The organism is Duganella fentianensis, assembly GCF_009857835.1.
Lineage (GTDB): Bacteria > Pseudomonadota > Gammaproteobacteria > Burkholderiales > Burkholderiaceae_D > Rugamonas > Rugamonas fentianensis.
This window is the reverse complement of sequence record NZ_WWCL01000001.1, coordinates 658,248-672,475: the sequence shown is the minus strand read 5'-3', so window position 1 is coordinate 672,475 and position 14,228 is coordinate 658,248. Positions and strand designations below refer to the sequence as shown.

Genomic DNA, 14,228 nt, shown 5'->3' with positions numbered 1-14,228 from the left:
ATGGCGAACACGAACGCTGTAAAAACGCATGCAGCAAAGCTCACGCCTGTCTCCAACACCAAGCCGGAGATGGTGAGCGTTGATGACTCCGCACGGCTACGTGAGATCCGCGCTCTTGTAGCCACAAACAATCGCTCTTCTCTAAGCAATGACACCATCATCTGCCAAATCTACATGGAGTCGCGCTTCGATAAGGATGCCAAAGCCCTGGGAAGCAGCGCGCGTGGCCTGATGCAGCTACTGAAGGCTCCAGTACGCGAACTGGCGCGGCTCAATAACCTCAAGAAACCCCGCAAAGAGCGCCGGCCAGAACGGGACATCTATCGCGACGCTGATGCCTTTCACGACAATCCTGAGTTCGTGGACGAAGCAAGAAACATCCAGACCGGAACGCAGTACCTACAGGCACTGATCGACAATCATTCCTCATTAAGTACTCAAGCAGCGATCGAAGAGGCATTCAAGGACTACCGAGGAGTCAGAAACGGCATCTACTACCGCAAGATCAAGACTGCCGCGGAGAGACTGACGGTAGATCCTGACAACATGCAGATTTTAAGGGAGATGGTCAAGTGAAAGCCCTGTATATTGCTTTTGGCCTCTCGCTGGCATCGGCCCTAAACGCAGCGGAATTAGTAAAGGTCTGCGATGTGGGAGTAGCGAAAAGGCAGCGTGTCGAAGTCCTGCGTGAAGCGCGAATCGGGGATTCCTACATTTATTCGATCCGTCATGCTAGAACAGTCACACCGTTCTTTGGCGGTCCCGAACAATCAAGAGGAGAGCCGGTATCGATACGCTGTGTTGGTAAATTCGCGCGAGCACTGATTGTGTGGGGAGAGTTCACGGCAAATGCCCTGCAGGGGTTTGTATTGATATCGCCAAAAGACGGCGCCTCGCTGGCACGGTTGGACTTCGCCGAAAAAGTACCGCCAAGTCAGCTTTATCTTGGGCCTCGTGAGGTCATGCTGGCATTTCCTACCATGGGACTCGGTGAAACCAATACCCATTATGTCGTGTATCGATACAGGTTTGGTCCACCGAGTGGAGAACAGGTGGAAGCGGGTGACATACTCCCCTCGCCGGATGGTTTCGAAGTCATCCAATTGAACCAATCCAGCAAGGTCCGGAAGGGGAATTGAAGAATCACACTCAGGAAAACCAGCGCAGAAAAGGAAAAAGCCTGCTACTCCGTGAGGAATAGCAGGCTTTATGATCCTGGTGCCGCTTGCCGGAATCGAACTGGCGACCTTTTCATTACGAATGAACTGCTCTACCGACTGAGCTAAAGCGGCTGGGTCGCATATTCTAACAAATATTTCTTGCAGCGCGCTAGTCCCAAATCGAAAAATTTGCAGCGCGCTAAGGAAAACTCGTCAGAACCCGCGGAAAACCGTGGTTTTAGGCCTGATGGTAGCTGGTAACGACAGCCACTTCATCACGCGAACCAAGGAAGACCGGCACGCGCTGGTGCAGCTTGTGCGGCTGGATATCCATGATGCGCTGCTTGCCGTCGGTGGCTGCGCCGCCGGCTTGTTCGACGATGAAGGCCATAGGATTGGCTTCATACATCAGGCGCAACTTGCCCGGCATCGAGGTATCACGCAGATCGGCCGGATACATGAACACGCCGCCGCGGTTCAGGATACGGTGCACGTCGGCCACCATCGAAGCGATCCAGCGCATATTAAAGTTGGTGCCGCGCGGGCCCGTTTCGCCGGCCAGCAGTTCATCGATGTAGCGCTTGACGGGCGGGTGCCAGTGGCGCGCGTTCGACATATTGATGGCGAATTCCTTGGTCTTGGCAGGGATCTGCATATTGCGCTGGGTGAGTACCCACGAACCCATCTCGCGGTCCAGCGTGAAGCAGTTCACGCCATTGCCGGTGGTGAGTACCAGCATGGTCTGCGGGCCGTACACGGCGTAGCCGGCGGCCACCTGCTGGGTACCTGGCTGCATGAAGTCCGCCTCGGTCGGCTGGGCCATGCCTTCCGGCGCCTTCAGCACGGAGAAGATGGTACCGATCGAAACGTTGACGTCGATGTTGGAAGAGCCGTCCAGTGGATCGAACAGCAGCATGTATTCGCCTTTAGGATAGCGGTTAGGAATCGGGTGGATGGATTCCATCTCTTCCGATGCCATGGCTGCAAGATGGCCGCCCCACTCGTTAGCTTCCAGCAGAATTTCGTTGGAGATGATATCCAGCTTTTTCTGCACTTCGCCCTGAATGTTTTCCGTTTCGGCAGTGCCCAGCACTTCGCCCAGCGCGCCTTTACCTACAGCGTGGCTGATGGTTTTGCAGGCGCGCGCCACCACTTCGATCAGCAGGCGCAGTTCGGCCGGAATCGAGTTGTGCTGGCGTTGTTCTTCCACCAGATATTGAGTAAGGCTGATACGTTTCATAAGTACCCTTGGTTTGGTTTGAATTAGTTAGCCAGAGCTTTGCTGACGACTTCCTGTACGTCGTTCGACAGCTTGCTCTGGGCGGCGACCTGTTCCAGCGCCTGCTTCATTTTTTCCTGCAGCGCCGGTGCGTAACGGCGCCAGCGATCCATGCTGCGTGCCAGACGCGCGGCCACCTGCGGATTGATGCCGTCCAGCTGGATCACCAGCTCGGCCCAGAAGGCGTAGGCGCTACCATCGGCGGCGTGGAACTGGGCCGGATTGCCGTTAGTGAAATTGAAAATCAGGCTGCGCGCGCGATTAGGATTTTTCAGCGTGAAGGCCGGATGCTGCATCAGCTTGCGCACGGCAGCCACATTGGTGGCCGGCGCTGCAGCCTGCATGGCGAACCATTTGTCCACCACCAGCGCTTCGTTCTCGAAGTCCTGATAGAACGCCTGCAGATACGGCGCCGCATCACCACCACTGTGAATCAGCGCGACCAGTGCAGCAGCGCGGTCAGTCATGTTACTGGCATTGTCGAACTGCTGTTGCGCTACTTTCAGCTCGGCCGCTTCGGGCGCCACCAGCAGATAGGACAGGCACAGGTTTTTCAGCGCGCGCTTGCCTGCCGACAGGGCGTCGGGGCTGTAGGCGCCGGGCGTCTGGTTGGCGCGGTATTGCGCCAGCAGTTCGGTTTTCAGGGCTGCGCCTATGGTACGGCGCATGAACTGGCGTGCCGTGTGGATGGCTTGCGGGTCCACCACTTCCATCTGCTCGGCGATGATGGTTTCCGATGGCAGGATCAGCGCCAGTTCGCGGAAGGCCGGATCGAGCGACTCGTCCACCAGCAGCGCGCGCTGGGCTTCGATGAAAGTGCTATCGAGTTTGAGCACCGCCGCATCGCCATGCGCCGTGACTTGCGCCGTCAGCTTGAGCAGACGCTCCATGGCCAGACGCTGGCCCGCTTCCCAGCGGTTCACGGCATCGCTGTCGTGGCGGTACAGGTGCAGCAGCTCATCATCCGTGTAGTCGTATTCGAGCACCACGGGTGCCGAGAAATCGCGCAGGATGGACGGGACAGGACGTTCATCCACGTTACGGAAGCGGAAAATCTGCTCCTGCTCTTTCAGTTCCAGCACTACCGTGGTGGCGTCTTTCGGATGGTCGCCGCCTTCCAGCAGCAGCGGCAGGTCTTTGCCATTGGCATCGAGCAGACCCACTGCCACGGGAATATGGAAGGGCAGCTTGTCCGGCTGGCCAGCCGTGGCCGGACAGCGCTGGCTCAGGATGATGTCGAAATTGCGTTTGACGGCATCGTAGCGCGTGCGTGCCGACACTACCGGCGTACCGGCCTGGCTGTACCAGCGCTCGAACTGGCGCAGGTCGCGGCCATTGGCATCGGCCATGGCGGCGCGGAAGTCGTCGCATTCCACGGCCTGACCGTCGTGACGGGCGAAGTACAGATCCATGCCCTTGCGGAAGCCATCGCGACCCAGCAGGGTCTGATACATGCGCACCACTTCGGCGCCTTTTTCGTACACGGTCACCGTGTAGAAGTTGTTGATCTCGACGAAGGAATCCGGCCGCACCGGATGGGCCATAGGGCCCGCATCTTCCGGGAACTGGGCCTGACGCAGCGTGCGTACCTGATCGATACGGGTGACGGCGCGGCCGCTGTCCGTGCCTATCATGTCGGCGCTGAATTCCTGGTCGCGGAACACGGTCAGGCCTTCTTTCAGCGATAGTTGGAACCAGTCGCGGCAGGTCACGCGGTTGCCGGTCCAGTTGTGGAAGTATTCGTGGCCTACCACGGCTTCGATGCCGGCGTAGTCGATATCGGTGGCTACGCGCGGATTGGCCAGCACGAACTTGGTGTTGAAGATGTTCAGGCCCTTGTTTTCCATCGCGCCCATGTTGAAGTCACCCACGGCGACGATCATGAAGCGGTCCAGATCCAGTTCCAGGCCGAAGCGCTCTTCATCCCAGCGGATCGAATTCTTCAGCGACTGCATGGCGTAGTCGGTCTTGTCCAGATTACCCTCTTCCACCCACACCTGCAGCAGCACTTCGCGGCCCGACTTGAGCGTGTAGTGCTCTTCCTGACAGACCAGCCGCGCTGCCACCAGTGCAAACAGATAGGACGGCTTCTTGAACGGGTCTTCCCATTTGGCGTAGTGGCGGCCGTCGTCCAGCTCACCCGATTCGATCAGGTTACCGTTGGACAGCAACACCGGATAGCGCGCCTTGTCGGCGCGCAGCATTACCGTGTACTTGGCCATCACGTCAGGACGGTCGGGGAAATAGGTAATGCGGCGGAAGCCTTCCGCTTCACACTGGGTATAGAAGCTGCCGTTCGAGACATACAGTCCGGACAGCGAGGTATTCTGGATGGGCGTACACAGAGTTTCGATTTCCAGCACCACCTGGGCCGGTGCGCGCGGTATCGTCAGCAGCGAGCCTTCGATCTTGTATTCGGTCGGCGCCAGTGCGCGGCCGTTCAGGCGCAGCTCCACCAGATCCAGCTCTTCGCCGTGCAGCACGATGGAGCGGCTAGGGCTGGCCGGATTGTGCTGCATGGTGATGCGGTTGGCGACGATGGTGCGGTCCGGATCGAGATCGAATCCCAGCTCCACTGTTTCCACCAGATAACTTGGGACGGTGTAATCTTTACGGTAGATGGTCGGTGGCGTGCTGTCTGGTCGCATGAAAATCCCGTGAAACGTGAGCAAAAGCCTATTTTACCAATACCAGCGCTGGCGGTCGCCTGAAATCCGGCAAGGGAAGCGCGGTGTACGTGTCAGCTTTCCCGCCGGCCGTAACTTTCTGTAAGATTCGTGCAACGGTGCATAAGCCGTCATAAACTATCAGATGCACCCATCCGACTAACTTTACTGAGGCTAAATCATGAAAAAAATCGCCCTCATCGCGACTGCCGCTGTTGTGCTGCTCAGTGGCTGCGCCACCACCCTGCGCAGCGACGTCACCTCGTTCAACGCCTGGAGCGCTGAAGCGCGTGACCAGAGCTATGCCTTCGAAGCACCACAGGGCGCCGACGATACGCTGGAATACCGCAGCTATCAGCTGCTGGTGGCACGTGAGCTGGACAAGCTGGGCTTGCACCAAGCGGCGGAGAGGCAGCCGGCGCAACTGTTGGTAGGAATGAAATTCAGCACCATAGACCATCCCGTGCGCATACTGGAAGCGCAGGATCCGTTCATGGTCGGGCCTTACTGGGGGCCAGGCTGGGGCCGTTATGGCTGGGGCTATAGCCGTCTCGGCTACCGTCCGTATTTCTATGATCCGTTCGGCTATGGTGCGCCCGTCATGGTGACCGAGCGCATCAAGCATGAGTACCAGCGCCAGCTGCGCATCACCATCAACGGCACGGATGGCCGCAAGCTGTACGACGTCACCGTCAACAACACCAGCCGCGTGGCCGCTACGCCGCAAGTGATGCCGGCACTGGTGCAAAGCGCCTTCACGGGCTTCCCCGGCCAGAACGGCGTACCGCGCCGGGTTGATCTGGAACTGAAACCGCAGACGGAAACAGCGCCTGTGGCACCCGCCAAAGCGGGCTAAGGGCGGCCAGAAACGCGCTGCGCCAGCCGTCGCAGACGGCTACTGGCGCGCATCCGCTAAGTCCGCAGTCCACACCATGCAGCCGGTTCTACCGGCTGCATGGCGTTTACGGCAGCAATATCGATGAACCGGTGGTCTGGCGCGCTTCCAGCTCCGTATGGGCGCGGGCCACGTCGGCCAGTGCATAGCGCTGACGCACATCAATTTTGACTTCGCCACTGGCGACTACGCCGAACAGCGACTTGGCCGCTGTTTCCAGCTCGGCGCGGGTAGACATATACGCCATCAGCGAAGGCCGCGTGACAAACAGCGAGCCACGGTTAGCCAGTTCGCTCAGGCTGAACGGCTCCACCGGCCCCGATGCGTTGCCGAAGCTGACCATGGTGCCCAGCGGGCGCAGACAGTCGAGCGAACCGATGAAGGTATCCTTGCCGATCGAATCGTAGACGGCCGTTACCCCTTTGCCACCCGTGATCTCGCGCACGCGCGTGGTGAAGTTTTCCTTGTTGTAGTTGATGACGTGATGGGCGCCATTGCGCGTGGCCAGTTCCGCCTTCTCGTCCGAGCCCACAGTGCCGATCAGCGTTACGCCCAGCAGCTTGGCCCACTGGCAGGCGATCAGCCCTACCCCGCCGGCGGCCGCATGGAACAGGATGGTGTCGCCCGCCTTCAGCGCCACGGTGCGGTGGAACAGATACTGCACCGTCAGGCCTTGCAGCATCATGGCGGCGGCCGTGTCGAAATCCACGTTATCGGGCAGTACCAGCAGCTGCGAGGCTGGCATATTGCGCGCCTCGGCATAGGCGCCGATGGGACGGCCCGCATACGCCACGCGGTCGCCCACCTTCACTTCGGTAACGCCCTCGCCGATAGCCTCCACCACGCCGGCGCCTTCCATGCCCAGCCCACCGGGCAGGGGCTGCGGATACAGGCCGGTACGGAAATACACATCGATGAAATTGATGCCGATGGCATGCTGGCGCACCTGCGCTTCGCCGGGACCGGGCGGGCCCAGTTCCACGTCCACCAGCTCCATTACTTCGGGACCGCCCACGCGGTTAATGCGGATAAGCTTGGTCATAACGCCTCCTGTACGCTTGTGCTTGAGGATAGAGGAAAGTCTAGCGCCACTTAGCCGCGCGCAGCGCGCTGCTGCAACTGGGCCAGCACCAGATGGGCCGACGAGACATTGGTGGCGCATGGCGTGTTATGCACGTCGCAGGCACGCACCAGCGCATTGATGTCCGGTTCGTGCGGCTGTGGCGTCATCGGATCGCGCAGGAAGATCACGCAATCAATACCGCCTTCCACCAGCATGGAGCCGATCTGCAAATCGCCACCGAAAGGCCCCGAATGCTTGCGGTCCACTGCCAGCCCTACTTCCTTGACCAGGCGACCACCCGTGGTGCCGGTAGCAGTCAGTTCGCAGGTGGCCAGAAAATCCTTGTACTGGCTGGCCAGCGCAATCATGTCGTCTTTTTTCTTATCGTGGGCGATCAGGGCAATGCGGGTTTTCATCAGAGAGTTTTCCTATTTTTTTGATAAGAGATAAATCCCGGCCAGCACCAGCGCGGTGCCACCCAGCTGCCAGGATGTGACGGGTTCGCCCAGCAGCAGCGCCCCCAGAAACAGCGTAGAAACCGGTCCGATCATACCAGCCTGCGAAGCCGTACCGGCGCCGATGCGCTCCACTGCCGCCATAGTCATAAACACCGGCATCACGGTACACAGGATACCGTTCACCAGCGACAGCCCGTACACGGGCAGCGGCTGCAGCAGCCCCGTGACGGGACGCAGCAGCAGGAACTGGCCCACGCAGGCCACCGTCGAGACGCACATGGCATATGACACCAGCCGCAGCGAGCCGAGACGGCGCACCATTTCGCCCGACAGCAGCAGGTAGACCGCATAGGCAGCGGCCGATCCCGTCACCAGCGTGGCGCCCAGCGCCACGTTATGGTTGCCGCTATTGAGGTCATGCAGGAACACGAACACGATGCCGCAGTAAGACAGCAGCAGCGCCAGCCACTGGCGCCGGCTGATGTGCTGCTTGAGCAGTGTGGAAGAAATCAGGAGGACAAACGTCGGCGTGAGGAACAGGATCAGGCGTTCCAGCCCGACCGAGATATATTGCAGGCCGAGAAAGTCGAGGAAGCTGGACAGGTAATAGCCCACCAGCCCGAGGCCCAGCACGCGCCAGCGGTCTGCGCGCGACAGCGGCGCTTCCGTGCGCATCTTCCAGATCGCCACGGCCGCGAACACGGGCAGCGAGAACAGCATGCGGAAGGCGATCAGGGTGACGGCGTCGATCTGGTAGCGGTACAACAGCTTGGCCACCACGGCCTTGGTAGAAAACAGCACGGCACCGCCAATGGCGATACCCAGTCCGCCCAGATAGGCGGCTCGCGCCGCAGCGCCATCCTTGATCCCTTTATCCATGAAGCAATTGTAAATGGAAATCGGGAATGGGGTCGGCGCTGGGCCAAAACAGGGGCGGCAGACACTCTGCCCACCGCCCCGCCAGCGCTTAGCTAATGCTTACTGCTGCGCTACCCGCGTTCACGGTGGCCGTGGTTACGCGTGCCACCACGGTGGCCGGTGCGCTGCTGCCTACCAGCTTGTTGACCTGCTTGAACTGGGCCACCAGCTTGCCCGGCGTGAGCGTTACCAGCGTATAGCCCTGCGCATCGGTGTTCAGATGCTTGAGCCACGGGTTGTTGCCCAGACCAGCCAGTTGCTGGGCCAGTGCCAGCAGGCTGGTACTGAAGTCGCTATTGGCCTGCAGGCCGGCTAGCACGGCGCTAGTGGTGGCGTCGAGCTGCGCTTCCGGCAAGCCTTTGGCACCCAGAGCGCCACGTATCTGCACGCGGGTCTGCTCCAGCAGGCTGGCCACGGTCGGTGCTGCCTTGCCCATGGTGTAGTCGAGCAGGTTGAAGCTCAGGTTCAGCGTGCCCAGCCCCGTTACTGGAACGGCCAGCGGATACGTGACCAGTGCCGCGATATCGCCCAGCGAAGTGGCTGCATCGCGCAGATACACGAAGAAGGAGTCCGAGCTGATGCCGGCCGTGACCAGATCCGCCATCACGGGCGTGCCGCCGCCTGCAGCATCGTAATCGTCGCTGACGCTGCCGGCGAAGAAGGCGTGGATGTCGCCCGTCAGCGCCACCACATTGCTCACGCTATTGCTCTTCAAATGAGCCATCAGCGCCTTGCGCTCCGAATTGTAGCCATCCCACTGGTCGCAGTTGAGCAGGAAGCGCGTAAAGAATGGCGCCAGCGCGGCCTGCTTGCCTGCAGCCTGTACGAACACCGAGGCGGCTTTGTTAGCCTGTACATCGGGCTTGATGTAGCCGAAGGCAATGGTCTGCGCGCCGGCACCCACCAGCGCTGCTGGCGTTGCCGCCACCACGCCGCTGCCGGCCAGATACACGGCCGTGTAGGTTGCCACCGCGATACCTGCCTGCGCTGCCGTCAGGCCCGCTTTCATACCGGCCGCCACACGTGCTTCATTGCTGCTGCCCGTTACCGCGTAAGCCGCCATGATGGCACCCGCACCCTGCTGGGCCAGCGCTGGCGTGGCACCTGCCGTAGCGGCAGCGACGATGGCAGCGGCCAGCGGGAAGTTGCCGCCCGTGGCCGTGACCGTGCCGCTGATCGAACCGGCCAGCGTGGCGACGGAATTCAGCGCCAGCAAGGTAGCCACGGCATCCGTGCCATTCAGGCCCATGCGCAGCAGCGAGACTTCATTGCCCCACAGTTTCCACGTGCTGCTGGCCGACTTCATTTTGTCCATCCACCACTGGCGCTGAGTCGTGCCCAGCATGGACACAGTGGCCAGCGGCTCCAGCCCGATGGCCGTGGCGCCGCCCATTTTCTGCGCTTCCACCGTGTTGAATACGTCCTGCTGCACCAGATAGCGTGCGCCCAGACGGCCAAGTGGTTTGCCCGTGGCCGGATTGATGGCCGATTCGGGGATCACATGGTCGGCACGGTACAAACGCTGGTCCGTCATCACCAGCTGCATCAGTTTGCCGAACTGGAAATCGCGGTAAATCTTGATGTTCTGGAAGCCGGCAGCGGCCGTATCGAGCACCACATCGGCCGGCATGAATTCGAACCACGCCTGACTGGCGCTGCGGCGGCGGCTGGTCTGGTGCAGGTCGGAACCGTCGGCCTGATTGAAGCTGCCGTCATAGGTCTGGGCATCCTGCCATGCATCATCGCTGAATTCGTGGTCATCCCAGATGGCGATGAAAGCGAAGCGCTCGTGCAGCGCCTGCAGGCGCGCATCGGTGCGGTACTTCTTGTACAGATAGCGGTAGTCGGCCAGCGTGTTTGCATACTGCGCGCCGCTGCTGCCGTTCTTGTAGGCGCCATCGGGCAGCTTGAGCTTGTCGTGGCGGCTTTCCACGCCGCCCAGCTGGAAGTCGTCGCCCACCGTCTCGTAGATGTAATCGCCCAGATGGACGATGAAATCGAGGTTCTCGGCTGCGATGCTGCTCATCGCGCCCCAGTGGTTGATGCTCCAGTCCTGACAGGTCATGTAGGCGAACTGCAGCTGGGCCACGTCGGCCTCGGCGGCCGGTGCCGTCTTGAAGCGGCCCACATTGGAACGGGTGTCGCCGGCGATGAACTGATAGTAGTACAAAGTGTTCGGCGTCAAGCCGGTGACCTTGTGACGCACGGTGTTGTCAAATTGCGACTGCAAAGGCACGGTGGCATCGGCCACCAGCTGTCCGCTCAGGGCTTTGTTGCTGCCCATGGCGGCGCTGTTGTCGGCCGCCGTCAGAATCACGCGGATGCTGCTATCGGCCACGCCCGTCAGCACAGCCACATCGTCGGCCGTGGCCGGTACGGCGCGGGTCCACAGGATGATGCTATCGCTGTGCGGATCGCCCGAAGCTACGCTCTGAGGGAATTTCCATGCCCCGCTAGCCGTTGCTGTCGGGCCTGTGCTGCTGCCACCGCAAGCCGTCAGTCCGGCGCCGGTCGCCACGGATGCCGTGATGAAGCTGCCGAGCTTGATAAATTGCCGCCTATCCATAGACTCTCTCCTAGATTTATTTTGGTTATAAGAAAGAAAATGTTATCAGCGGAAAATGACGCTCGTGCTACATAAAATGGAGGTATCCCTCTAAGCCGACTTCCGGTTAGCGGCGGGCGGCGCTAGCGTCGGCCGCCATGCGGCCTATGCTAGAATATCGCCCTCACCGAACACCAACTGACACCGCCGAAGGAAGAGCAAACATGGCTGGACATAGCAAATGGGCCAATATCAAACACAAAAAGGCTGCCACTGACGCAAAGCGTGGCAAGATCTGGACCCGTCTGATCAAGGAAATTACCGTTGCTGCCCGCATGGGCGGTGGCGACGTGCAGACCAACCCGCGCCTGCGTCTGGCCGTGGACAAGGCTGCCGACGCGAATATGCCGAAGGATAACGTACAGCGCGCGATCAACCGCGGCACCGGTGGCGACGATGGCGCCAACTACGAGGAAGTACGCTACGAAGGCTACGGCATCGGCGGCGCCGCCGTGATCGTCGACTGCATGACCGATAACCGTGTACGTACCGTGGCCGAAGTGCGCAATGCCTTCAACAAAAACGGCGGCAACATGGGCAACGAAGGCTCGGTGGCCTTCATGTTCAAACACTGCGGCCAGTTCCTGTTCGCACCGGGCACTAACGAAGACGCGCTGATGGAAGTGGCGCTGGAAGCTGGCGCCGAAGACGTGATCGCCGACGAAGAAGGCGGTTTCGAAGTGCTGTGCGGCCCGCACGATTTCGCTGCCGTGAAAGACGCGCTGGAAGCGGCCGGCTTCAAGGCCGAAGTGGCCGAGATCATCATGAAGCCCGCCACGGAAACCGTGTTCAGTGGCGACAACGCCGTCAAGATGCAGAAGCTGCTCGATGCACTGGAAGCGCTGGACGATGTACAGGAAGTCTATTCCAACACGCTGATCGAAGACTGAGGACATATGAAAATTTTGGTAGTCGGCTCTGGTGGCCGTGAACACGCACTGGCCTGGAAACTGGCGCAATCCGAGCGCATCCAGATGGTCTACGTTGCTCCCGGCAATGGCGGTACCGCACGCGATGCGCGTCTGGTCAACGTCAACATCACCGACCTGCACGAACTGGCAAACTTCGTCGAACAGGAAAACATCGGCCTGACCGTGGTCGGCCCGGAAACCCCGCTCGCTGGCGGCATCGTCAACCTGTTCCGCGCACGCGGCCTGAAAATCTTCGGCCCGTCGAAAGAAGCTGCCCAGCTGGAGTCGTCGAAAGACTTCGCCAAGGCCTTCATGCAGCGCCACGGCATTCCTACTGCCCGCTACCAGACTTTCTCCGATGTCGCTCAGGCGCACGCCTACATCGACGCCAACGGCGCGCCTATCGTCATCAAGGCCGACGGCCTGGCTGCCGGTAAAGGCGTGGTGGTTGCCATGTCGCTGGAAGAAGCCCACCGCGCGGTGGACGATATGCTGGCCGATAACCGCTTCGGCGATGCCGGTGCGCGCATCGTGATCGAAGAATTCCTGGCCGGCGAAGAAGCCAGCTTCATCGTCATGTGCGATGGCAAAAACGTGCTGCCACTGGCCACCAGCCAGGACCACAAGCGCCTGAAGGACAATGACGAAGGCCCCAACACGGGCGGTATGGGCGCCTACTCGCCTGCACCTATCGTCACGCCAGCCATGCATGCGCGCGTGATGCGCGAGATTATCAACCCGACCATCGCCGGTATGGCCAAGGATGGCATCGTGTTCACCGGCTTCCTGTATGCCGGCCTGATGATCGATGCAGCGGGCAACCCGCGTACGCTGGAATTCAACTGCCGCATGGGCGATCCTGAAACCCAGCCTATCATGTCGCGTCTGAAAACCGATCTGGTCACGGTGATGGAACATGCTGTCAACGGCACGCTCGATCAGGTGGAACTGGAATGGGACCGCCGCACGGCAGTGGGCGTGGTACTGGCAGCGGCCGGCTATCCTGACACCCCGCTGAAAGGTGCCGTGATCGACGGCATTCCGGCCGAAACCTCGGAGACCGTGACCTTCCATGCTGGTACGGTGGAAAACGCCGGTCAGCTGCAGGTCAGCGGTGGCCGCGTGCTGTGCGTGGTCGGTCTCGGCGACAGCATCAAGATGGCGCAGAAGCAGGCTTACGAAGTGGTCGACCAGATCAGCTTCGAAGGCATGCAGTGCCGTCGCGACATCGGCTGGCGCGGTCTCAAGCACTAAGTTCTAGCACTAAGCTCTACTAATTTCTGCTATAGGCGGGTGGGTATCACAAAAACGCGCAACAGGGTACAATCCACCCTCACTTTTTTTAATTGCGCCGCTTTATGCCCACCTCCCCTAATCCTGAAGCCGTCAAGGCTTATCTGCTCGAGCTGCAAAACCGCATCGTTCAGGCACTGGAATCGGTGGACGGCAAGCCCTTCCTGCGCGATGCGTGGGAACGGCCGGAAGGCGGCGGCGGGATTTCCCGTCTGGTTGAAGAAGGCAATGTGATCGAACGCGGCGGGGTGAATTTCTCCCACGTAGCCGGCGCCAAACTGCCTCCTTCTGCGGCGGCCTCGCGCCCCGATCTGGGCGGCAAACCGTGGCAGGCCATGGGCGTATCGCTGGTCCTGCATCCGCGTAATCCGTATGCACCGACGGTGCACATGAATGTGCGCTTTTTCACCACCACCAATGCAGCGGGCGAACCGGTGTGGTGGTTCGGTGGCGGCATGGACCTGACGCCGTATTACGGCAATCTGGACGACGCAAAGCACTTCCACCGCACTTGTGCGGACGCGCTGGCACCACATGGCGCCGAACTGCACCCGCGCTTTAAAAAATGGTGCGACGAATATTTTTACCTGAAACACCGGCAGGAAGCACGCGGCGTAGGCGGCGTGTTTTTCGATGATTACAACGAAGGCGGCTTCGAGGCCAGCTTCGCCATGATGCAGAGCGTGGGCGACGCCTTCCTTGCAGCCTACCAGCCGATACTGGAGCGCCGCAAGGATACGCCGTATGGCGAGCGCGAACGCGATTTCCAGGCGTATCGACGCGGCCGTTATGTCGAGTTCAATCTGGTGTTCGACCGTGGCACGCTGTTCGGCCTACAGTCGGGCGGCCGCACGGAAGCCATCCTGATGTCGATGCCGCCTATCGTCAAATGGCGCTATCGCTGGGAACCCGAAGCCGGCTCGCCGGAAGCGGCGCTGTACACCGACTTCCTGCCCCACCGCGACTGGCTCGCTGCGTGA

General features: G+C 60.5%; 12 protein-coding genes and 1 tRNA gene. 6 read left to right on the top strand and 7 right to left on the bottom strand.

Annotated features, from left to right (window positions below; genetic code table 11):
- Together GTP23_RS02995 and GTP23_RS02990 are read left to right on the top strand one after the other, a co-directional pair.
- Positions 1-576: a transglycosylase SLT domain-containing protein gene (locus GTP23_RS02995; protein WP_161033793.1), complete on the top strand. Its 576-nt coding sequence runs from the start codon at positions 1-3 to the stop codon at positions 574-576.
- A complete protein-coding gene (locus GTP23_RS02990) occupies positions 573-1,139 on the top strand; it encodes a hypothetical protein (RefSeq protein ID WP_161033792.1) in 567 nt (188 codons plus the stop codon). The genes GTP23_RS02995 and GTP23_RS02990 overlap by 4 nt, the downstream gene beginning before the upstream one ends.
- A 77-nt stretch (positions 1,140-1,216) precedes the next feature.
- Here the strand turns inward: GTP23_RS02990 and GTP23_RS02985 are convergent.
- From GTP23_RS02985 to pepN, 3 genes are all read right to left on the bottom strand, one after another.
- Positions 1,217-1,292: transfer RNA gene (locus GTP23_RS02985), tRNA-Thr, on the bottom strand.
- A 106-nt stretch (positions 1,293-1,398) separates the two neighbouring features.
- On the bottom strand, positions 1,399-2,400 hold the full coding sequence (locus GTP23_RS02980; protein WP_161033791.1) for a class 1 fructose-bisphosphatase: 1,002 nt from the start codon (positions 2,398-2,400) through the stop codon (positions 1,399-1,401).
- A 23-nt stretch (positions 2,401-2,423) separates the two neighbouring features.
- On the bottom strand, positions 2,424-5,087 hold the full coding sequence (pepN, locus tag GTP23_RS02975) for an aminopeptidase N (protein WP_161033790.1): 2,664 nt from the start codon (positions 5,085-5,087) through the stop codon (positions 2,424-2,426).
- Between the two features lie 199 nt (positions 5,088-5,286).
- On the opposite strand from pepN, the gene GTP23_RS02970 reads away from it, so the two are divergent.
- Positions 5,287-5,961 carry a DUF4136 domain-containing protein gene (locus GTP23_RS02970; RefSeq protein ID WP_161033789.1) on the top strand — a complete coding sequence of 225 codons (675 nt, stop codon included), beginning with the start codon at positions 5,287-5,289 and terminating at the stop codon, positions 5,959-5,961.
- A 106-nt stretch (positions 5,962-6,067) separates the two neighbouring features.
- On the opposite strand, the gene GTP23_RS02965 is transcribed toward GTP23_RS02970, so the two are convergent.
- The 4 genes from GTP23_RS02965 to GTP23_RS02950 all read right to left on the bottom strand — a co-directional run bounded on the left by GTP23_RS02965 (position 6,068) and on the right by GTP23_RS02950 (position 11,005).
- Positions 6,068-7,042, bottom strand: coding sequence for a quinone oxidoreductase family protein (locus GTP23_RS02965; RefSeq protein ID WP_161033788.1), 975 nt, complete (start codon positions 7,040-7,042; stop codon positions 6,068-6,070).
- 50 nt (positions 7,043-7,092) lie between these two features.
- Positions 7,093-7,479 (bottom strand): methylglyoxal synthase, encoded by a 387-nt coding sequence (locus tag GTP23_RS02960; RefSeq protein WP_161033787.1) that lies wholly within the window; start codon positions 7,477-7,479, stop codon positions 7,093-7,095.
- A gap of 12 nt (positions 7,480-7,491) precedes the next feature.
- Entirely contained in the window at positions 7,492-8,400 is a 909-nt protein-coding gene (locus GTP23_RS02955; protein ID WP_161033786.1) for a DMT family transporter, read from the bottom strand.
- 88 nt (positions 8,401-8,488) lie between these two features.
- Positions 8,489-11,005: an alkaline phosphatase D family protein gene (locus GTP23_RS02950; RefSeq protein ID WP_161033785.1), complete on the bottom strand. Its 2,517-nt coding sequence runs from the start codon at positions 11,003-11,005 to the stop codon at positions 8,489-8,491.
- A gap of 203 nt (positions 11,006-11,208) precedes the next feature.
- On the opposite strand from GTP23_RS02950, the gene GTP23_RS02945 reads away from it, so the two are divergent.
- The 3 genes from GTP23_RS02945 (at position 11,209) to hemF (ending at position 14,228) form a co-directional block, all read left to right on the top strand.
- Positions 11,209-11,934, top strand: coding sequence for a YebC/PmpR family DNA-binding transcriptional regulator (locus GTP23_RS02945; RefSeq protein ID WP_155433057.1), 726 nt, complete (start codon positions 11,209-11,211; stop codon positions 11,932-11,934).
- A gap of 6 nt (positions 11,935-11,940) precedes the next feature.
- Positions 11,941-13,209: a phosphoribosylamine--glycine ligase gene (gene purD / locus GTP23_RS02940; protein ID WP_161033784.1), complete on the top strand. Its 1,269-nt coding sequence runs from the start codon at positions 11,941-11,943 to the stop codon at positions 13,207-13,209.
- 104 nt (positions 13,210-13,313) lie between these two features.
- On the top strand, positions 13,314-14,228 hold the full coding sequence (hemF, locus tag GTP23_RS02935) for an oxygen-dependent coproporphyrinogen oxidase (RefSeq protein WP_161033783.1): 915 nt from the start codon (positions 13,314-13,316) through the stop codon (positions 14,226-14,228).